The sequence below is a fragment of the Streptomyces pseudoechinosporeus genome, from assembly GCF_054783935.1.
The window spans coordinates 90242-109937 of the sequence record NZ_BAAGPS010000005.1 but is presented as its reverse complement, the minus strand read 5'-3'; the positions used below and the strand labels follow the sequence as shown (position 1 = coordinate 109937).

The window sequence follows — 19696 nt, the reverse complement described above, 5'->3', positions numbered from 1 at the left end:
CGGCTCGACCCTTCGCTCGCTCATCTTCAGCTGGCCGGGAGGGGTTGTTCGGCCCAGATGGTCTTGCCCGTGGCGGTCTGGCGGGTGCCCCAGCCCTGGGTGAGCTGGGCGACCATGTGCAGGCCTCGGCCGCCCTCGTCGAAGATGCGGGCGCGGCGCAGATGGGGAGCCGTGCTGCTGGCGTCGGAGACCTCGCAGATGAGGGCGCGGTCGCGGATCAGGCGCAGGCCGATGGGGACCGCTCCGTACCGGATGGCGTTGGTGACCAGTTCGCTCACCACCAGCTCGGTGATGAACGCCGCCTCTTCCAGCCCCCAGGCCGCCAGTTGGCGGGAGGTCTGGGCGCGGGCGGCGGCGACGATCGCCGGGTCGGACGGCAGGGCCCAGACGGCGACCTGGTCGGCGTGCAGTGCGCGGGTGCGCGCGAGAAGCAGGGCCACGTCGTCGGCGCGGCTGTCGGGCAGCAGCGCCTTGAGGATGGCGTCGCAGGTGACGTCGAGCGAGGGCACGGGGGAGGCGAGGGCCTGGCACAGCCGGTCGAGACCGGCACAGACGTCATGGTCGCGGGCCTCGATGAGTCCGTCGGTGTAGAAGGCGAGCAGGGAACCCTCGGGCAGTTCGATCTCGGTGGACTCGAAGGGCAGCCCGCCCACGCCGAGAAGAGGCCCAGGCGAGAGCTCGACCAGGGTGACCGTTCCGTCGGGCAGCAGCACGGCGGGCGGCGGATGGCCGGCGCTGGCCAGGGTGCACATGCGCGAGACCGGATCGTAGACGGCGTACAGACAGGTGGCGCCGATCTCGCCGAAGTCTCTGGGGTCCGGCAGGCCCTCGGGGATGGTGTCGTCGTCCGTGGAGAGATGGGTGGCCAGGTCGTCGAGATGGGTGAGGAGCTCGTCCGGCGGCAGATCGACATCCGCGAGCGTACGCACGGCCGTACGCAGCCGCCCCATGGTCGCCGCGGCGTGCAGCCCGTGTCCGACCACGTCCCCGACGACCAGCGCGACCCGCGTCCCGGACAGCGGCACCACGTCGAACCAGTCGCCGCCCACGCCGACCCCCGAACCGGCCGGCAGATAACGGAACGCGACCTCGACGGCCGCCTGCTCGGGGAACTCGCGCGGCAGGAGGCTGCGTTGCAGCGTGAGCGCGTTGGTGCGCTCGCGGGTGTAACGGCGCGCGTTGTCCACGCCGACGGCCGCCCGTCCCGCCAGCTCCTCCGCGAGGACCAGATCGTCCTGGGCGAACGGCTCCGAGGACCGGCTCCGGGCGAAGACGGCCACCCCGAGCGTGATCCCGCGGGCCCGCAGCGGAACCGCCATGATCGAGTGGAAACCGTGCCCGCGTACGCTCGCGCTCCTGGCCTCGCTCTGCCCGATCCACCGTACGAAGTCGGGATCGTCCGCCCCGCTGAGCACCGCCCGCCCGGTGGCCAGACAGCGCGCCGGAGGCGAGAACGAGGGGTAGGTGTCGGCCTCGCCGAGGTCGACCGCCGCCTCGGGCCTCTCCTCGGAGCCGGAGGCGTGCGCGATCCGCCGCAGCACCACGTCCGTGTCGACCGGTCCCGCGACCGGTTCCTCCCCGCGGGTCACGGATTCGAGCAGGTCCACGCTGATGAAGTCGGCGAGCCGGGGCACGACCAGATCGGCGAGTTCCTGGGCGGTACGGGTCACATCCAGGGTGGTGCCGATACTGGTGCCCGCCTCGTTCAGCAGGGCCAGCCGCTGCCGCGCCCAGTGCTGCTCGCTGCTGTCGAAGGTGGCGGTGCCGACCCCGCACACCCGGCCGGTGGCGGGATCCCGGACGGGCCACATCTCGGTGACCCAGGCATGCTGCCGGAGGGCGGACGGCGCCGGCGTACAGCCCTCGTAACGCATCGGCGTCGCCTGCTCGGCGACCCGGTCGACGGACCGCAGAAATGCCTCGTTCCCCTCGTTCGGGTACTGGTCGGTGTGCTGCCCCGACGCGGCGACGTGCCACCCGCGCGAATCCTTGGTGAGGGCGGACATGGCGATCGAGGACTGGGTGAACGCCCACTCCACCACCTCGCGGTGGTACGCCGACTCGGGCGCCTCCGTGGTGGCGGTCACGAGAAACGCCTGCGTCTCGCCGTTCCGGTCCAGCGAGGGGGCGGAGTACAGGGTCAGATCGAGGCGGTGACCGTCCTGGTGGCGGAGGGCCGCCGTGCCGCTCCACTCCCGTGAACTGGCCAGCGCGTAACCGGTGGCGCCGGAGAGTCCCACAGTGGCGAGCAGATCGGCCGCGGTACGCCCCACGATCTCAGGCGCGCTGTAACCCAGCAGCCGGCGAGCTCCTTCGCTCCAGCCCGTGACGATGCCCTGCGGGCTGATGGTGGCTGTGGCGGTGTCCATCGTCGCTCACTTCGCGCTTCGCTCAATCGCGCCAGTCATGCGCCAGTCATGTCAGACATGTCAGTACTGTCCTTGTTAGTCCTCAGCGTGCGCGCTCAGGACTGAACGGACAAGTCGGACCCGCGTGTGGATCGAATGCACCGAAGACCGCACGAAGGCCGCACGCCGTGAGCGCATCTTCATCGGCGTACGTACCACGAAGGGGAGCCCGGATTCCTGCCCGCTCCTGTCTGCCGGCACAAGCTCCAACTCAAGGTGTACTTAAGACGTCCTTACCGTTAACGGCTAGCATCGTTCCCGTTGTCGAGTGAGTGGGGTGGGTGTCGTGCCGGTCGAACCGCGGATCGCCGTTGCCGTGGTGACCATGGGGAATCGACCCGTGGAGGTCGAAGCGCTGCTGGTCTCGGTGGCCAAGCAGGACCTCCCGCCGGCAAGAGTCGTGATCGTGGGGAACGGCTGCCCCCTGCCCGAGTTCACCGGACTTCCCTGCGAGGTCACCACCATCGAGCTCGACGAGAACCTCGGCTGCCCGGGCGGCCGGAACGTCGCGCTGCGGCGGCTGCGGGAGTTCGGCGACGTGGACGTCGTCGTCGAGCTGGACGACGACGGACTGCTCGTCGACACCGATGTCCTCAGCAAGGTACGGGACCTGTACGCCGCCGATCCGCGCCTGGGCATCGTGGCCTTCCGCATCGCCGACGAGCACGGCGAGACCCAGCGGCGCCATGTGCCCCGGCTCGGCGCCAAGGACCCGCTGCGCGGCGGACTCGTGACCGGCTTCCTCGGGGGCGCGCACGCCCTCTCGATGGAGATGCTCGCGGAGATCGGCGACTGGCCCGCGGAGTTCTTCTTCGCGCACGAGGAGACCGACCTGGCGTGGCGGGCCGCCGACGCCGGCTGGACCATCCGATACGTACCGGAACTGCTCCTCCAGCACCCCAAGACCTCGCCCGCGCGCCACGCCATCTACCACCGGGTCACCGCACGCAACCGCGTCTGGCTGACCCGGCGCCGGCTGCCCCTCCCGCTCATCCCCGTCCACCTGGGCGTCTGGATCGCGCTGACCCTCCTGCGTACGCGCTCCATCGGCGGCCTGCGCGCCTGGTTCGGCGGCTTCGTTGAGGGCCTGAGGGAGCCGGGCGGCGAACGACGGCCGATGCGCTGGCGAACCGTGTGGCATCTCGCACGGCTGGGGCGACCGCCGGTCATCTGAGGCCGCCATCCTGGGCGGCCTTGGTGAAGCCCGGTGCGGTACCGCGCCCCGTAAGGGGCGCGGGAACTGCGCGACCAGCCCCCACCGGCCCGCGCCCGCGGCGGAGCCGCACATCGATAGGGCATCACCGTCCTCCCAGCGGAGCGCTTAGGCGTCGGCGTAGCACTCCACCACCGCCGTCGTGAACGGAAACCGCACCGGCGTCTCGCCGAACGTCAGCCGGCCCGCCAGGTCCGCCGCCTCCTGTATCGCCTCCACCACCGCGTCCGCCTCCTCGGCCGGACAGTGCACGATCACCTCGTCGTGCTGGAAGAAGACCAGCTCGGCGGCCATGTCCCGGCAGGCGCGGCGGAGGGCGGCGAGGACGAGCAGGGTCCAGTCGGCGGCGCTGCCCTGGACGACGAAGTTACGGGCGAAGCGGCCTCGGGCGCGGGAGTTGGTGGAGGCGTAACCCGGCACCCACTCGTCGGCGTCGGCGGCCTCGACAGGCGGCTCGTCCTGCGGAATCCCCGCCTCCTCGGCCGAGTCGGCGCCGCCCGCCGCCGGAGGACACGTCCGCCCCAGCCACGTACGCACAAGCCGCCCCTCCTCGCCCGCCCGCGCCGCGTCGTCGACGTACGCGACGGCCCCGGGGAAGCGGCGGCGCAATGCGGCGAGGTTCTTGAGGCCGTCCCCGGACGTCTGGCCGTACACCGCGCCGAGCACCGCGAGCTTCGCCTGGTCGCGGTTACCGGAGAAGGCGCGGTCGGAGACGGACTGGTAGAGGTCGGTCTCCCGTCCCGCGACCTCCATCAAGCCCGGGTCGCGCGAGATCGCGGCCAGTACGCGCGGCTCCATCTGGTCGGCGTCCGCCACGACGAGCCGCCAGCCCGGGTCGGCGATCACGGCGCGACGGATCACCTTGGGGATCTGCAGCGCGCCCCCGCCATTGGTCACCCAGCGCCCGGTGACCGTCCCGCCCGGCAGATACTCCGGCCGGAACCTCCCGTCCCGCACCCAGTCCTGCAGCCACGACCAGCCATGGGCGACCCAGATGCGGTACAGCGTCTTGTACTCCAGCAGCGGCTTCACGGCCGGATGGTCGAGGGACTCGATCTCCCACCGACGTGTGGACCTGACCTTGACCCCGGCCTGCGCGAAGGCCTTGACGACATCCGCGGGCAGATCGGGCCGCACCCGCCGCCCGAACGCCGCCGACACCTCGTCCGTCAGCTCGGCCAGACGCCGGGGCTCGCCCCCGCCCGCATACCGCTCGCCGAGCAGTTCGTGCAGCACCTCGCGGTGCACGTCCGCGCTCCACGGCAGCCCGGACGTGTTCATCTCGGCAGCCACCAGCGTGCCCGCCGACTCGGCGGCGGTCAGCAGGCGTGTTCTTTCGGGGAGGGCTGTCGCGTCGTGCCGTCGCTGCTGGTCCGCGTACACCTCTATGAGCTGCTCCAGCGGTACGTGTACAGGGCGCGGTTCGAAGAGGGAGGACTGCGAGCCCGGCTCGGCGGAACGCTGCGGTGGATCCGGCGGTACGGGGCCGCCGCGCAGCCTCGCCAGCGCGGCTGCCGCCGACCGGGGTTCGCCGAGCCGCCCCTCGTGGCCGAGCAGGAGGTTCTCGGCGACCTCGATGTCGTAGCACCGCTCTACATGGACGCCCGCGTCGAGCAGGCGGGGGTAGATCTCGGCCGTCGACCGCCACACCCAGCGGGCGACGTCGGGCCGGGACCGTACCGACTCGGCGAGGTCCGGCTCGCGCAGAAGCGGTCCGGCGGGCAGCCCGTCGGGGCCGAGGGGGGCGAGCTCCGCGCCGCCGTCCTCGGTCGGCGCGAGAGCCCACCGGCCAGTCATGACCGCAAGTTTTGCAGGAGGGTCTGACAACGGCCCTGACCTGCAAGTTCAGGGCCGTGTTCAGCGCCGGGCACAGGCTGCGGTCGCGGCCGGTCATTCCTCCTGGAGGGACTGGCGGATCTTCTCCAGCGCCTTCGCGATGTTCGCTTCGACCGCCGTTTTGTCGATGCCGAGCCCGCTGAGCAGGCCCGTGCCGGCCTCGTGCTCCAGCAGCGCGAGCAGGATGTGCTCCGTGCCGATGTAGTTGTGGCCGAGGCGCAGGGCCTCGCGGAAGGTCAGTTCGAGGACCTTCTTGGCGCTGCCGTCGAAGGGGATGAGTGCGGGGATGCTCTCGGCGCGCGGCGGGAGGGCGGCGGTCGCGGCCTCGCGCACGGCGTCCAGGGTGACGCCCTGCGCGGTGATCGCCTTCGCCCCGAGGCCGTCCGGTTCGGCGATCAGGCCGAGGACCAGGTGCTCGGTGCGGATCTGGTCGTTGCCCGCGGTCCTGGCTTTCTCCTGGGAGACGACTACCACGTTCCTGGCCCGTGGCGTGTAGCGGCTGAAACCCTGGCTGGGGTCGAGGTCCGACTCGGCCTTCGGCACGAACCGCTTCTGGGCCGCCTGCCGGGTGACCCCCATGCTCTTGCCGATATCCGTCCAGGACGCGCCCGAACGCCGGGCCTGGTCCACGAAGTGACCGATCAGGTGGTCGGCCACGTCGCCGAGGTGGTCCGCGGCGATCACCGCGTCCTGGAGTTGGTCCAGCGCGTCGGTGTGGACCTTCTTGATGGCTTCGATGAGGTCGTCGAGACGTACGGATGTGGTGGCGGGTGAGTTCTCGGTCATGCGTCAACCGTAGGTTGACAGTGAAGTGGTGTCAACCTTGAGTTGACGCCACCTTCGGGGCCCCGGCCACCCGGTGGCTGCGGCGAGATCAACTCGTTCCTCTGACGGACCGGCTCTTGGATATGGGAAGAGGGGCACCCGGCCGGGTGCCCCTCTTTGGCTTTTCGGCGCGTCAGTCGGCCTTCGGCTTCTTCGGTCGTTGGAATCCCGCGGTGTCGAGGGTGCAATCGAACGGGGCGGGAATCTGGAGCTTCTCGCCGAACGGCACAGTGATGTGCGCCTCGTACCCCTTGGCGGAAGGGGTCCACAGGACGGTGGTTTGCTCCTCCTGCATGTCGAGGACCAAGTAGACGGGGACACCGGCCTTTCCGTAGACCTCTACCTTGTCGGTCAGGTCGTCGTCGCGGGTCGAGGCCGAGGTCAGCTCGGCGACGAAGGAGAGGCCTTCGCCGTCCAGGTGGTTGCTTTCAGTCTCAAGCGTCTGCTCGTGCGCAGCGTGGATATCAGGTCCATACGCGCGCCCGACCCCGGGGAAAACAAACAGCAGAGGTGCCTGACTGATGACGTGGCCTTCGGGGAGGTGCGACTCAAGTTGGTTGCACACCAGGTTCATGACGCGGGTGTAGTACCCCTTCGACCATGGCGACAAGACGATGTTCCCCTTGATGATCTCGGCCTTGTAGCCGTCGGGCACGTGCAGCTCGTCGAGGACGTCCAGCATGCCCTCGAAGCTGGGGGACTCGGTGCCGCTTATCGTCGGTCGTTCCAGCATCACCGTCATGATGCGCCTTTCTTGCGAAGCAGGCCATCCACTACTCAGCGTACCCGGGCGTGTACGGGCTCCTCTCGGCCTTGTGGGAACAGTTGGAGCAGGCCGGCTCGAGGCCCAGGCAGGAGTGCAGGGCCGTACTCAGGCGGGTGTTGAGGAGTTCCCGGTCGGAGGGGGCGTCCGACGGGGGCGGTACGAGGGCGGACGGCGCGGGCCGTGCTCGGCCAGCGTGGCGAGCACGGCCCGGTAGACGGTGACCCGTGAGTACGAGCCCGCCCGGCACCGTGGACCGCGCCGTTGACGCTGAAGTTCGCGGTTGTTGCCCGGGGCCTGCTACTTCGGTGAAGCCACGAGCAGTCGAACCGCGAGCCCCGTGAACACCGTCCCGCTGAAGATGTTCAGGCCCCGGGCCACCCGGCGGCTGCGGCGCAGCAGGTTGGAGAGGCGCCCGGAGAGCAGACCCACCGAGGCGTCGAAGGCGAACCCCATGACCACCAGGGTGACGCCGAGGACGAGGAACTGCCCCATGACGTGGCCGAGTTCGGGGTTCACGAACTGCGGCAGGAACGCCACATTGAAGAGAATCACCTTCGGGTTGAGAAGGTTGGTGACCGCGCCTTGCCAGAAAGCGCGCCGCCGGCCCGGCCCGAGGGTGCCGCCCTCCTCGACCGGTACGGAGCGGTCCCGGAACGCCTTGACCGCTAGGTAGAGGAGATACGCCGCTCCCACCCAGCGAAGTACGTGGTAGAGCGTCGGCAGGGTGGTGAACAGCGCCGAGAGCCCCAGCATCGCGGCCACCGCATGCACCAGCATCGCGAAGGCCACCCCGGCAGCCGCCATCACCCCCGCGACCGGGCCACCACGGCCGCCCATCGCCACGATGAACATCATGTCGGGCCCCGGGCTCACGACCAACGCGAGTGCGGCAACCAGAAACGCTGCGTAGAGGGAAGTGTCGACCATGCGTGCATGCTTTTCGTTGCCCTTACGGGGTGCGACCGAATTTCACGGACTGAGACGGGTGCCTCCGGCGGTTGGGCAGTGTTGCGCCTTCTACCGGTGGATGGGTCGGGGTCGTGTGCCGACGCCTCCGCCCGTCGCCGGTCGGGCGTACTGCTCTGGGCCAAACGACACTTCCCTGGACGGGTTCATCGACAAGACGCTGGAGTCCGGCAACTGTGGAAGGCCGGGATGGGCGCCCGGTAGGGATCATCACGGCCTTCATGGAGTGATCTTCGAGGAGGAGGCAGGGTTTTGGCAGATCAAGAGCCTCACGGTGGACTGCCACCGCAAGAGTGGCTCGCCAGATTCCAGGGTTCTGCGGAAGAAAAAATCCGCAACCAGCTTGCCTCCGAAGAGGGCCCCGGAACTCTTCGCGACCTGGTTCTCGAACATCGCGAGGACGGCGTTTGGGTAATTGCAACCTTCACGATGAACTCCGTTCCCCAGGTCACGTTCATCCGCAGCCAGCGGATAATGCCGGACTTGAGCTCGGGATGGGACCCAGAATTTGCGGCCATGCTGTTTGAAACTCACTTGATCGAGTGGTTCCACGTGGACGCCAAGCGCAGAGCGCCAGACTCCAGCGGTACGGTCCGCAACTAGCTTCTCCATGAATTCGGCACTACGGGTTGCTGCGAGAGCGCCGCTCGCCCGCGCAAGGTGAGCGGCGCTCTGCCTGTGCCTCTCAAGCTCTTGGCGACTGAAGCGCCTCATATCCCGAGCGACCTCATCGGTGCCGTCTCGACGTAGTTGCCACCGCCGTCGTCGCTGTGCGGCGGCTTTGTGCGTGCTCAGACCTCTGCACCATGACCCTCGTGCAAAAACAGTGAGCACGAGGAGAAGAAATGCCACCCGGGCGCTCATGTGAGCGGCAAGTGAGCGGGGAAGGCGAAAGTGTGCACCGTTTTGGCGCAGGCATTCTCTCTGAGTCGGACGCCCGTCCCGCCCGTCTTGCCCCCGATTTCCGTGGACATCCCGCACCGCTCAACTTCGAAGACTCGATTTTGTAGCGGGGGGAGTGTGACCGCCTCCGCTATCTATTCGAAGGTCTACGAGATGCGTTCGGATTTGAGGAACGTCATGTAGCCGATTACTGCCGGAGTCCTCACGTTGAGTGCGCCTGGGTCACCGGTGAGTTCTTCCTCATAAGAGAGGAGAGATCCGGTGGACGGGTCGAAGACCAGCGTCCGTTTGTTGGGCAGGCCGCCGAATCCGGATACCAGGGAGAACGCCTGCCCCGCCCTGCCGGCACGGTCCTTCACTTCTCCCTCGTAGGAGATCCCTCTTGTGTTCTTGAGGACCCGCAACAGAGCAGCCCGCTGGGCTGGGGAGAACACATGGTCCATGAATCGCTCGGGCACCACCTCGAAGGTCAGGCCGGGGCTCAGTGAGGTCTGCCCTGTGGCCAGCCAGGCCTTCATTCCCGCGGGAGTGGACAGTGGCTCTTCGGAAGCCTCCCTCGGAGGCTCACTCGTACCGGAGTACTTTTCAGAACCGTCGCCGACAGCTCCGGCAGCCTCCCACACCCTCCGCTGCTCGTCGTTCTGGAACTGAGGCGGCAGTGTCCGCGCGGTCCAGCGCCTGGAGCCGTCCGGCTTCTCCCACGTTTCGCGGTATTCGGGAATCACCGCGGAGGTGACCTGTACGCCGTCGACACGAGTGGACAACCACCAGCCTTCCGACACGAAGTGCTCGGCCGACCAGGACACAGGCCGGTCGTCCGGAAGGCCTTCGATACGCCGGGCGATCTCCTCGAGGACCTGGTCGGCAGACCGGTCGCTGTGCTGGTACGCCAGTGGCGCAGGCGTGACGGCGTAGGCCGGCTGGGCCGTCGTACCGAACGGGTCCGCGACGACGAGGCCGATGGCTGCCGCCACTGCCGTGGCGGCGCAGGCCAGCACCCAGCGCCCAGGGCGGCGGGACCGAGCGACGAGGACAGGGCGTGGCGTGCTCACGATTGAGCTCAATCGGGCCTGCGTCAGTGCGGGGGATTCGTTCTCACTGGTCAGCCTGGCCGGATCCAGAGCCCGCAGCGCCTTGTCGGTGTCACGCATCAGCTCTCCCGAAACTCGTCCGAGTGGCCCGCTGCGCGGGCAGATCTCCGTTGTCCTGTTCGGCTGCTCGCGCGTTCGCCAGGTGCTGCCGCAGCCGGGAGCGCGCTCGGTGGAGGCGCACGTGGAAGCTTGCGGCGGTGCAGCCGATCACGGCCGCTGCCTGGCGGGCGGGGAGTTCCTCCCAGACGGAGAGGCGCAAGACCTCCTGATCGGTATCACTGAGCGCCTCGAAGGACCGGGCCAGCTCCATGCCGTCCATCGGCGACTCGGCATGGTCGTCGGCATGCCGGAGTGGCTGAGACGCCAGCAGCTCGACCAGGCTGCCTCGGCGCCGGTCCGCGCGGTGGACGTTGGAGAGTGTCCGCCGGGCCACGCCGTAGAGCCAGGGCAGGGCCTTGGCACGCGGTATCTCGTCGAGTCTGCGCCACGCCGTGAGGAACACCTCCGACACGACGTCCGCGACCTCGTCCGTCAGCAGTCGGCGGCGTATGTAGCGCTCCACGTCAGCACGGTGCCGGTGGTACAGCTCGGTGAATCGCTGCTCGTCTGCGTTGGTGTCCACATCCCCTCCACCCCTGACTGTGTCCGGCACCGGCCGCTTCTTACAGGGGCAGAGGGTTTACAAGTCGGCTGCGGCGACGGAGTCACCCGCCTCACCGCCGGCCCGAACCGCGTCTCGTACATCCCGGTCCCCGCCCTCAACGGCCTCACCTGGCCCCTGACCTGGCGCTACCGGCCGACGACCCGCGATCACCTCGTACACGCGCTGCTCCTGCGGGGCGCCCTCCACCCCGAAGAGCCGTGACACGATCGACCCGTGAGTACGAGTACGCCCGGCACCGTGGACCGCGCCTTCAAGACCGCCCTCTACGCCGACACCGACACGACCCTCGACACGGCCGCGTCCCTGCTCGCCGCCGACCCCTCGGCGGACGCCGAACTCGCCCTGCGCGGCGAGGAGTTCATCGCCACGGCCTGGCGGCGCGGCTGGCAGCCCGCCGATGTCGTACGGATCGTGCGACGCGAGCTGGACGAGACACACGTACGCCTGGTGTCGGGCCTGATCCTCAGCGCGGAGGCCCGCCAGAAGCAGCCGCGCGGACGGCGATGGGCGGCCCAACTCGAGGACCTGGACCCCCGCACCGTACGAACGGACCGCTTCTCGTACGCGACCGCCGTACTGGAGCTGTACCGGCTACTCCTCCGCCTGCCACCCCTCGAACCGCTCGACGACCCGATCGCAAAGCCACCCCACAAGGCACCCCACAAAACGCCCGAGTCCCGCATGCTCCCCCGCATCCGCGCCCTGCTCGCCAAAGCGGAGGCGACTGGCTTCCCGGAGGAGGCCGAGGCGCTCACCGGCAAGGCGCAGGAGCTGATGGCGCGGCACAGCATCGACGAGGCCCTGCTCGCGGCGCACGCCCCCGCCGCGGACGCGCCCGGCGCGTGCCGGATCGGGATCGACCCGCCGTACGAGACGGCCAAGGCCACCCTCCTCGATGCGGTCGCCGCCGCGAACCGCTGCCGCGCCGTATGGAACGAACCCCTCGGCTTCTCCACGGTGGTCGGTTTCGAGCCGGATCTGGAGGCGGTCGAACTCCTCCACACCTCACTGCTCGTGCAGGCCACCGCCGCGATGACGAAGGCGGAGGCAGCCGCCCGCGCGTCCGGCCGCCGCCGTACGAAGACCTTCCGCCAGTCGTTCCTGGCGGCGTACGCCCACCGCATCGCCACCCGCCTGACGTCCGCCACCGAGACCCAGGTGACCCCGGACCTCCTCCCGGTCCTCGCCACCCGCGAGGCCGCGGTCAGCGACCGAACGGACCGCATGTTCCCGGAGACGACCATGACCCGCGTGCGCGGGGTCAACGACGCGGCGGGCTGGACCCAGGGCGCAGAAGCGGCAGACCGGGCCCAAGTAGAACCGCATCAGCAACTGCCCTGACCGCACCCGGAAAACCGAACCCCGGAAAGCCGAACGGCCCGCGGAACCCGAAGGGTTGGATTCCACGGACCGTCAGCGACATCAGAAGAAGGCCCGGACTCAGGAGCCCAAGTCGGCCGTAGGCAACTCCTCAGGCCACTTCCCGTCCTCCGACCGCGTGTACGTCTCCTCGCCGAACCCCTCCCATGTGACCTTCATGGTCGAGGAGTTGACGGAGTCGATCACGCCCGCGGCCCGGTCCTCGTTGCCGTCGCTGCACTTCAGGGCGATCTTCTGGGTGCCCGACGTCTCCCCGGCGGTCCCACTGCACATGGACCCGCCCGTCGAGAACAGCGCGGCCTTCGCACCGTCGATCATCAGCGCGACGAGCTTGCCGTCCTTCGTGGTGACCCAGCTGCCTTCCAAGCCATCGGCCTCGGCAGCGCCCCCACCGGAGCTATCACCGGAGCCCCCGTCGGCGTCAGCCGAACTCGCCGCCGCGCTCGGCTGGGGCGACGAGGCCTCGTCCCCGCCCCCGTCGTCGCTGCCACTGCACCCGGTCAGGACGAGCGCGGCAGCCAGCCCCGCCGCCACGGACGCGAGCCGCGCCTGCCTGCGCGAGAAGGTCGCCGAAGTCACTGAAGCCCCCAAGGGTCGGGCCAAAAGAAGCTGGTCGACCGCAAGCTACCAGTGCGTATAGCAGGACCGTCTACCAGGACGATTTGCGCACACCGGGCAGAAAACCCGCGTGCGCCTGCTTACGCAGATTCACCCGCGAGAGCCCGAAGGTGCGCAAGTACCCGCGCGGCCGTCCGTCCACACTGTCCCGGTTGCGTACGCGCGTGGCGCTGGCGTCGCGCGGCTGCCTGCGCAGTTCCTCCTGGGCGGCGAGCTTCTCGGCCTCAGAGGAGGACGGCCGGCGGATGATCTCCTTCAGCTCGGCCCGGCGGGCGGCGTACCGCGCGACGATCTCCTGGCGCTTCTCGTTCTTCGCGATCTTGCTCTTCTTCGCCATCAGACCTTCACCCCACGGGCACGAATCCTGGCCACGGCCGCCTCGATACCGATCGTGTCGACGGTCTTGATCCCCTTCGTGCTGAGCTTCAGCCGTACGTGCCTGCCCTCGCTCGGCAGCCAGTAGCGCTTGCTCTGGATGTTGGGGTCGAAGCGGCGGGACGTACGCCGATGGGAGTGGGAAATGGTGTTGCCGAAGCCCGGTTGGGCTCCGGTCAGCATGCAGTGGGCGGACATGGTGACGTACCTCTCTGGTTCCTTGTTATTGGAAACGGGATCCGTTTTCATATACTAGCCACATGGCACGCAACGAACTCCGTCCGGTCATCAAGCTCCGGTCCACGGCCGGGACCGGCTACACGTACGTCACGCGCAAGAACCGGCGTAACGACCCCGACCGGATGACCCTGCGCAAGTACGACCCCGTCGTGGGCCGCCACGTCGACTTCCGAGAGGAGCGCTGATCCCGATGCGTGAGGGGATTCACCCGGCGTACGGCCCTGTCGTCTTCCGCGACCGTGCCGCCGACTACGCCTTCCTGACCCGCTCGACCATGACGAGCGAGAAGACGATCGAGTGGGAGGACGGCAACACCTACCCGGTCGTCGACGTCGAGATCTCGAACGTGAGCCACCCCTTCTACACGGGGACGGCCCGCGTACTGGACACGGCGGGCCGTGTGGAGCGCTTCGAGAAGCGGTACGGCAAGCGCGAGGCCGGCTGATGCTGTCCGTCGCCATCGTCGGCGGACTGCACGCCGATGCCCGCAGGGCGGCCGTCGACCGGCTGCTCGCGGACGTTCCGGGGGCCGTCGCGCTGCACCATGACCTCGCGACGGCCGTGCAGGGCACGGTCGTTCGCACGATCCGCAACAGCGGCGGCCCGGTGTCGATCGGTGAGGCGCCGCTCGTCAACGACTGCGCGTGCTGTGCGCTGCGCGAGGACCTGGTGCCGGAGCTGGAGCGGCTCGCGGAGGACGGGACGACCCGGCTCGCGGTTGTCGAGCTGTGGGAGTCGGTCGAGCCCAAGGCGATGGCCGAGGTCGTCGCGGGCGCCGGGCTCCGGCTGACCGGCGTGATCACTGCCGTCGACCCCGCGCTGGTGCTGCCGTATCTCGGCAACGGCGACGACCTCGCGGAGGCGGGCCTCGCCGCTGCCGCCACCGACCAGCGCACCATCGCCGACACGTTCGCGCGTCAGCTGGAGTACGCGCCCGTGCTCGCCGTCGCTGAGTCCGAAGCGGCCGACGACGAGGACCGGGCGCTGCTGGCCCAGCTCCATCCGACCGCCCGCCAAGTCCCGCTCGGCCACGGTGACTTGGCGGGTGCCGCACTGGCCGGCTTCGACGTGGAAGCCGCCGCTGCCGCCCAGCACCCGGCCTGTGCGCTGCTGCCGACCGAGGCCGACGAGTGCGGCGTATCCACCCTCGTATGGCACCGTCGGCGTCCCTTCCACCCGGAGCGGCTGTACGCGGCACTGGAGGACGTGACCTGTGCGGCGGCCCGTAGCCGTGGGCGGTTCTGGCTCGCCGACCGGCCCGACACGCTGCTGCACTGGGACGCGGCCGGGGGCGCCCTGTGCGTCGAGAACGCGGGCCCCTGGCTGGCCTCCCTGCCGGACGCGGCCTGGGAGATGGTGCCGCCGGTGCGCCGCGCCGCGGCGGCCCTCGACTGGCACCCGGAGCACGGCGACTGCTGCCAGCACCTGGTCTTCACATCCCCGGGTCTGGACCGCGACGGTCTTGAACGGCTCCTCGAATCCTGCCTGTTGACCGACGCGGAGTACGCGGCGGGCCGCACCGCCTGGAAACAGCTCCCGCCCGCCTTCGACACCCTCCTGGAGGTCTGACCCATGCCCCGCAAGCCCGAACGCAAGCCCCAGAAGTCCCGCCCCAACCCCCTGGACGCCGCAGGCATCACCTACATCGACTACAAGGACACCGACCTCCTGAGGAGGTTCATCTCGGACCGGGGCAAGATCCGCAGTCGCCGCGTCACCCGGGTTTCTTCTCAGCAACAGCGGCGGCTGGCTCGCGCGATCAAGAACGCACGGGAGATGGCGCTGTTGCCGTACGCGTCACGGTAGTTCCGCCCCACCCCAGCAGGCCCTCCACCAGCGGTATTTGCCGCCGGCGGAGGGCCGCTGTCTTTGACGGCCGGTCAGATTGACGGCCGTTCAATGGAACACGAATGGCGTGGCATACGTCTCTTCCTATGTGCGAGGGATTTCGAGTAGTTCGGCCCGGATGAACGCCGCCCGGACGATGCGTGGAGCTGTAACCGCAGGACCACCGCGCGTGCACGTGCATCTGCCCATGCATCCGCACGTGAAGAGGGCTATGATCCGGGTCAGTTGACCGCTGCATCACTGGCACCAAGACGCCAACTGCGCCACCAGGGAGCGACCTGTGGACCACGACGTGTACAACGGCATGGCTGCCACGGAGCTGAATGGGGCGGCCTGGCAGAAGAGCAGGCACAGCAACTCGCAGGGCTCCTGCGTGGAGTTCGCCCGGCTGCCCGGAGGCGAGGTGGCGGTGCGCAACTCGCGCTTCCCGGACGGGCCCGCGCTCGTCTACACGCCCGCCGAGATCGAGGCCATGCTCCTGGGCATCAAGGACGGCGAGTTCGACCACCTGGTGGCGGGCAGCTGAGGGCGATCGCCCTCTCACGCACCGTAACGCGCGTAGAACCGCGGCGCGAAAAAACGCCGCGGTTCCTCAGCCGGCCGGCTGGAGCCGGAACAGCGCCCATACGACCTTGCCGTTGAGCGTGCCCGCGAGCGGGTGCCACCCCCAGCTGTCGGCGAACGAGTCCACCAGGAACAGGCCGCGCCCCGACTCCGCCGAGAAGTCGTCCGAGTCGCGCGCCACCGGACTGTCGTGACTGGGGTCGCGCACGGCGCACACGAGTCTCTCGGTCCAGTGCATCAAGTGCAGCCGCACGGGCGGACCCTGCTCGGGCTCGGGCCGACGCGGGGTGTCCGCGGGCAGCGCATGCCGCAGCGCGTTGGTGACGAGTTCGGAGACGACCAGGCACACGTCGTCGAAGCGGTCGCCTATGTCCCACTCGTCCAGGGTTCCACGCGTAAACTTCCGTGCGTCGCGCACCGCTTCGTAGCGGGCGGGCAGAGCACAAGAAGCGGCGTTGGACACGGCCGCGGGATCCAGCGGCGGAAGCCCCTGCCGTAACGGCTCGAGCATGGTCGATCCATTCATCCCCATGCGAGGCACTCCCGGGAATTCGCGGTCGTTGCGATGCAGCGGTGGCGCGGGACCATGGTTCCGAATGCTTACGGCAGATGCAAGGGCAGATGCACGTGCACGCGCCTGAATTAGACCTTGACGTACCACTTCTTGCTCATTTTTTCCGCCATCTTCTTGCTGTTTTCTTCGCCTGGCTTCCCTCTGGCTGGTCTTCTCCTTGCCACTTCCTGTGCAACTGCTCTGTAGGTCTTGCCGTTTGTGTAACCGAACGAGTACACCGTGGAGTGTTTTAGTGGCAGACTGCGGCCCCTGAAGACGGTTGGGGAGGTTGACGAACGTGAGCGCGCAAGAGTCGGGATCGGTGGTACGTCGCATGCTGCTCGGCTCGCAACTCAGGCGACTGCGGGAGTCGCGGGGGATCACGCGAGAGGCGGCCGGATACTCGATCCGGGCCTCCGAGTCGAAGATCAGCCGCATGGAGCTGGGGAGGGTGAGCTTCAAAACGCGTGACGTCGAGGATCTGTTGACGCTGTACGGCATCACCGACGAGTCGGAGCGCAACTCACTGCTCTCCCTCGCCAAGGAGGCCAACGTCGCGGGCTGGTGGCACAGTTACTCGGACGTGCTGCCCACCTGGTTCCCGACCTATGTCGGCCTGGAGGGCGCCGCGTCCCTGATCCGGTCGTACGAAGTGCAGTTCGTGCACGGCCTGTTGCAGACCGAGGCGTACGCGCACGCGGTCGTCCAGCGCGGCATGAAGAACGCGAGCGTGACCGACATCGACAAGCGGGTGGCGCTGCGCATGGAGCGCCAGAAGTACCTGGTGTCCGAGAACGCCCCGGACTTCCATGTCGTACTCGACGAAGCGGCACTGCGACGCCCGTACGGCGACCGGGAAGTGATGCGGGGGCAGCTCCAGCATCTGATCGAGGTGTCCGAGCGGCCGAACGTACGGCTTCAGGTCATGCCGTTCAGCTTCGGCGGGCACGCCGGCGAGAGCGGCGCCTTCACGGTGCTCACCTTCCCCGAGTCCGATCTGTCCGACGTGGTCTATCTGGAGCAGCTCACCAGCGCGCTGTATCTGGACAAGCAGGAGGATGTCACCCAGTACGGGAAGGCGATGCAGCAGCTCCAGGACGACAGCCCGGCGCCGAACGAGAGCCGGGACGTGCTGCGGGGCCTGCTGCAACTGTCCTGAAAGTCTTCACAGGTTCTCCCAGAGGGTTCTCCAAGTCCCTTCAAGTCCCTTGAAACACAAGTACGATGACGTGTGATCAGCCTTGACACGGATCGGGTGTCTGCGGGTGTCTGCCATCGGCGGGATCCGCCCCGGCAGTAAGGGATTGAGGGGCACATGTCGTCCTACTTCACGGACCTGGCTCAGCAGTACATCGACGGAGAGTGGCGTCCGGGGACGGGGTCCTGGGACATCATCGACTTCAATCCGTACGACGGCGAGAAGCTGGCGTCGATCACCATAGCCACGGTCGACGAGGTGGATCAGGCCTACAAGGCCGCTGCCCGGGTCCAGAAGGAGTGGGCGGCGACCAACGCGTACGCGCGGCGCGCCGTGTTCGAGAAGGCTCTGCGGATCATCGAGGACCGCGAGCAGGAGATCACCGAGACGATCATCGCCGAGCTCGGCGGTACGCATCTGAAGGCGGGCTTCGAACTCCACCTCGCCAAGGAGTTCCTGCGCGAGGCGATCAATGTGGCGCTGCGTCCCGAGGGCCGGATCATCCCCTCGCCGATCGACGGCAAGGAGAACCGCGTCTACCGCGTCCCGGTCGGCGTCGTCGGTGTGATCAGCCCCTTCAACTTCCCCTTCCTGCTGTCGCTGAAGTCCGTCGCGCCCGCCCTGGCGCTGGGCAACGCCGTGGTCCTCAAGCCGCACCAGAACACGCCGATCTGCGGTGGCTCCCTGGTCGCGAAGATCTTCGAGGACGCGGGGCTACCGGCCGGCCTGCTGAACGTCGTGATCACCGACATCGCGGAGATCGGCGACGCCTTTATCGAGCACCCGATCCCCAAGGTCATCTCCTTCACCGGCTCCGACAAGGTGGGCCGCCACGTCGCCACGGTCTGCGCCTCGCAGTTCAAGCGCGCCGTCCTCGAACTCGGCGGCAACAGCGCCCTGGTGGTCCTCGACGACGCCGACATCGACTACGCGGTCGACGCGGCCGTCTTCAGCCGGTACGTCCACCAGGGCCAGGTCTGCATGGCCGCCAACCGGGTGCTCGTGGACCGCTCGCTCGAGGCGGAGTTCACCGAGAAGTTCGTCGCCAAGGTGAAGACCTTGAAGGCGGGCGACCCGCGCGACCCGCAGACGGTCATCGGCCCGGTCATCAACTCCTCGCAGGCGGACGCCATTTCGGGCGCCGTCGACCAGGCGATCGCCGAGGGCGCCACCGCACTCGTGCACGGCTCCACCACCGACAACCTCGTCGAGCCGAGCGTCCTGACGGGCCTGCCCGCTGACTCGGCGATCCTCCAGCAGGAGATCTTCGGCCCGGTCGCGCTTCTCATCCCGTTCGACGGCGAGGAGGAGGCCGTACGCCTCGTCAACGACACCCCGTACGGCCTGAGCGGCGCCGTGCACACCGCCAACATCGAGCGCGGCGTCTCCTTCGCCCAGCAGATCGACACAGGCATGTTCCACGTGAACGACGGCACCGTCCACGACGAGCCCCTGGTCGCCTTCGGCGGCGAAAAGTCCTCGGGCATCGGCCGCCTGAACGGCGAGGCGACGATCGAGGCGTTCACGACGCAGAAGTGGATCTCTGTGCAGCATGGGCGGAGTTTCTTTCCGTTCTGAGCCCTTCGGCGGCCTCTAGCGGACAGGGCCTGACCTACATAGCCCATAGCTTCGTCGGTGTCAGGCAAGAGGACGTACCGACGAAAGGCGGCCGGTCATGGTTGCTCACGTAGCCGTAGAGGCGCAGGGCGATGAGCGTGGGGCGCTGCTCTCCTTTCTGGAGGAGCAGCGTGGGGGTATTCGCCGGGCGGTGCTCGGGCTGAGCGAGGAGCAGGCGGCTTCGCGGCCCAGTGTCAGTGAGTTGTCGCTCGCGGGGCTGGTCAAGCATGTTGCCGAGGTTGAGCAGGGGTGGATCGCGCGGGCCAGGCAGGAGGCCCCCGCGGTGCACCGGGACGAGTCGAACTGGCACGAGTGTTTCCAGCTCGCGGGTGACGAGACGGTCGAGTCGCAGCTCGCGTACTGGGAGAAGGTCGCGGCCGAGACGGAGGCGTTCATCCGGTCGGTGCCCAGCCTCGACGACACCTTTCCGCTGCCGGAGGCACCCTGGTTCCCGCCGGAGGGGCGAGTCTCGATGCGCTGGCTCGCACTTCACCTGATTCGCGAGACCGCCCGGCATGCCGGTCACGCCGACATCATCCGCGAGTCCCTGGACGGGAAGACGGCCTTCGAGCTCGTCGCCCTGGAGCAGGGCACGAGTTGGGGCTGACGCCCGCGGTTCTACGCTGGCCCC

Annotated in this window: 22 protein-coding genes; 11 read left to right on the top strand and 11 right to left on the bottom strand. The window is 68.6% G+C overall.

The features are described 5' to 3' along the window. Positions 1 to 26 precede the first annotated feature (26 nt). Positions 27 to 2369 (bottom strand): ATP-binding SpoIIE family protein phosphatase, encoded by a 2343-nt coding sequence (locus ACYVO6_RS07155; protein ID WP_461058424.1) that lies wholly within the window; start codon positions 2367 to 2369, stop codon positions 27 to 29. 364 nt (positions 2370 to 2733) lie between these two features. On the opposite strand from ACYVO6_RS07155, the gene ACYVO6_RS07150 reads away from it, so the two are divergent. After that, positions 2734 to 3582 (top strand): glycosyltransferase family 2 protein, encoded by an 849-nt coding sequence (locus tag ACYVO6_RS07150; RefSeq protein WP_461059314.1) that lies wholly within the window; start codon positions 2734 to 2736, stop codon positions 3580 to 3582. A 147-nt stretch (positions 3583 to 3729) separates the two neighbouring features. On the opposite strand, the gene ACYVO6_RS07145 is transcribed toward ACYVO6_RS07150, so the two are convergent. From ACYVO6_RS07145 to ACYVO6_RS07130, 4 genes are all read right to left on the bottom strand, one after another. Then, positions 3730 to 5418, bottom strand: coding sequence for a bifunctional 3'-5' exonuclease/DNA polymerase (locus ACYVO6_RS07145; protein WP_461058422.1), 1689 nt, complete (start codon positions 5416 to 5418; stop codon positions 3730 to 3732). A gap of 93 nt (positions 5419 to 5511) precedes the next feature. Beyond that, on the bottom strand, positions 5512 to 6243 hold the full coding sequence (locus ACYVO6_RS07140; protein WP_461058420.1) for a Clp protease N-terminal domain-containing protein: 732 nt from the start codon (positions 6241 to 6243) through the stop codon (positions 5512 to 5514). Positions 6244 to 6415: 172 nt separating this feature from the next. After that, entirely contained in the window at positions 6416 to 7024 is a 609-nt protein-coding gene (locus tag ACYVO6_RS07135; protein WP_461058418.1) for a Uma2 family endonuclease, read from the bottom strand. Positions 7025 to 7345: 321 nt separating this feature from the next. Continuing rightward, positions 7346 to 7975 carry a LysE family translocator gene (locus tag ACYVO6_RS07130; RefSeq protein WP_461058416.1) on the bottom strand — a complete coding sequence of 210 codons (630 nt, stop codon included), beginning with the start codon at positions 7973 to 7975 and terminating at the stop codon, positions 7346 to 7348. A 291-nt stretch (positions 7976 to 8266) separates the two neighbouring features. On the opposite strand from ACYVO6_RS07130, the gene ACYVO6_RS07125 reads away from it, so the two are divergent. Next, complete coding sequence (locus ACYVO6_RS07125) at positions 8267 to 8617, top strand: hypothetical protein (RefSeq protein ID WP_461058414.1); 351 nt, start codon at positions 8267 to 8269, stop codon at positions 8615 to 8617. Positions 8618 to 9063: 446 nt separating this feature from the next. Here ACYVO6_RS07125 and ACYVO6_RS07120 read toward each other — a convergent pair whose 3' ends face one another. Both ACYVO6_RS07120 and ACYVO6_RS07115 read right to left on the bottom strand, forming a co-directional pair. After that, positions 9064 to 10068 (bottom strand): CU044_5270 family protein, encoded by a 1005-nt coding sequence (locus ACYVO6_RS07120; RefSeq protein ID WP_461058412.1) that lies wholly within the window; start codon positions 10066 to 10068, stop codon positions 9064 to 9066. After that, positions 10061 to 10630: an RNA polymerase sigma factor gene (locus tag ACYVO6_RS07115; RefSeq protein WP_461058410.1), complete on the bottom strand. Its 570-nt coding sequence runs from the start codon at positions 10628 to 10630 to the stop codon at positions 10061 to 10063. The genes ACYVO6_RS07120 and ACYVO6_RS07115 overlap by 8 nt, the downstream gene beginning before the upstream one ends. 255 nt (positions 10631 to 10885) lie before the next feature. On the opposite strand from ACYVO6_RS07115, the gene ACYVO6_RS07110 reads away from it, so the two are divergent. After that, the gene (locus ACYVO6_RS07110) at positions 10886 to 12013 is read left to right on the top strand and encodes a DUF2786 domain-containing protein (protein WP_461058408.1); all 1128 of its coding nucleotides are present in this window, start codon (positions 10886 to 10888) and stop codon (positions 12011 to 12013) included. 99 nt (positions 12014 to 12112) lie between these two features. On the opposite strand, the gene ACYVO6_RS07105 is transcribed toward ACYVO6_RS07110, so the two are convergent. The 3 genes from ACYVO6_RS07105 to rpmB form a co-directional block, all read right to left on the bottom strand. Further along, positions 12113 to 12631, bottom strand: coding sequence for a hypothetical protein (locus ACYVO6_RS07105; RefSeq protein WP_461058406.1), 519 nt, complete (start codon positions 12629 to 12631; stop codon positions 12113 to 12115). 70 nt (positions 12632 to 12701) lie between these two features. Then, positions 12702 to 13007: a 30S ribosomal protein S14 gene (rpsN, locus tag ACYVO6_RS07100; protein WP_461058404.1), complete on the bottom strand. Its 306-nt coding sequence runs from the start codon at positions 13005 to 13007 to the stop codon at positions 12702 to 12704. Further along, complete coding sequence (rpmB, locus tag ACYVO6_RS07095) at positions 13007 to 13243, bottom strand: 50S ribosomal protein L28 (protein ID WP_165338562.1); 237 nt, start codon at positions 13241 to 13243, stop codon at positions 13007 to 13009. Before rpmB ends, rpsN begins: the two co-directional genes overlap by 1 nt. A 62-nt stretch (positions 13244 to 13305) precedes the next feature. Here rpmB and rpmG point away from each other — a divergent pair, with 62 nt between their 5' ends. The 5 genes from rpmG (at position 13306) to ACYVO6_RS07070 (ending at position 15659) form a co-directional block, all read left to right on the top strand. Further along, entirely contained in the window at positions 13306 to 13470 is a 165-nt protein-coding gene (gene rpmG, locus ACYVO6_RS07090) for a 50S ribosomal protein L33 (RefSeq protein ID WP_003999141.1), read from the top strand. A gap of 5 nt (positions 13471 to 13475) precedes the next feature. Then, positions 13476 to 13730: a type B 50S ribosomal protein L31 gene (locus ACYVO6_RS07085; protein ID WP_033321691.1), complete on the top strand. Its 255-nt coding sequence runs from the start codon at positions 13476 to 13478 to the stop codon at positions 13728 to 13730. Continuing rightward, complete coding sequence (locus tag ACYVO6_RS07080; RefSeq protein WP_461058401.1) at positions 13730 to 14854, top strand: CobW family GTP-binding protein; 1125 nt, start codon at positions 13730 to 13732, stop codon at positions 14852 to 14854. The genes ACYVO6_RS07085 and ACYVO6_RS07080 overlap by 1 nt, the downstream gene beginning before the upstream one ends. A 3-nt stretch (positions 14855 to 14857) precedes the next feature. Next, positions 14858 to 15091: a 30S ribosomal protein S18 gene (gene rpsR / locus ACYVO6_RS07075; RefSeq protein ID WP_461058399.1), complete on the top strand. Its 234-nt coding sequence runs from the start codon at positions 14858 to 14860 to the stop codon at positions 15089 to 15091. 346 nt (positions 15092 to 15437) lie between these two features. Further along, the gene (locus ACYVO6_RS07070) at positions 15438 to 15659 is read left to right on the top strand and encodes a DUF397 domain-containing protein (RefSeq protein ID WP_461059312.1); all 222 of its coding nucleotides are present in this window, start codon (positions 15438 to 15440) and stop codon (positions 15657 to 15659) included. A gap of 66 nt (positions 15660 to 15725) precedes the next feature. Here the strand turns inward: ACYVO6_RS07070 and ACYVO6_RS07065 are convergent, their stop codons facing one another. Then, the gene (locus ACYVO6_RS07065) at positions 15726 to 16229 is read right to left on the bottom strand and encodes an ATP-binding protein (protein WP_461058397.1); all 504 of its coding nucleotides are present in this window, start codon (positions 16227 to 16229) and stop codon (positions 15726 to 15728) included. Between the two features lie 355 nt (positions 16230 to 16584). Between ACYVO6_RS07065 and ACYVO6_RS07060 the strand changes: the two genes are divergently transcribed. The 3 genes from ACYVO6_RS07060 (at position 16585) to ACYVO6_RS07050 (ending at position 19672) form a co-directional block, all read left to right on the top strand. Beyond that, on the top strand, positions 16585 to 17409 hold the full coding sequence (locus ACYVO6_RS07060; protein ID WP_461059310.1) for a helix-turn-helix domain-containing protein: 825 nt from the start codon (positions 16585 to 16587) through the stop codon (positions 17407 to 17409). Between the two features lie 156 nt (positions 17410 to 17565). Further along, positions 17566 to 19026, top strand: a complete 1461-nt coding sequence (locus ACYVO6_RS07055; RefSeq protein ID WP_461058396.1) for an aldehyde dehydrogenase family protein — start codon at positions 17566 to 17568, stop codon at positions 19024 to 19026. Positions 19027 to 19123: 97 nt separating this feature from the next. Next, positions 19124 to 19672, top strand: coding sequence for a DinB family protein (locus tag ACYVO6_RS07050; protein WP_461058393.1), 549 nt, complete (start codon positions 19124 to 19126; stop codon positions 19670 to 19672). The last annotated feature ends 24 nt before the right edge of the window (positions 19673 to 19696 follow it).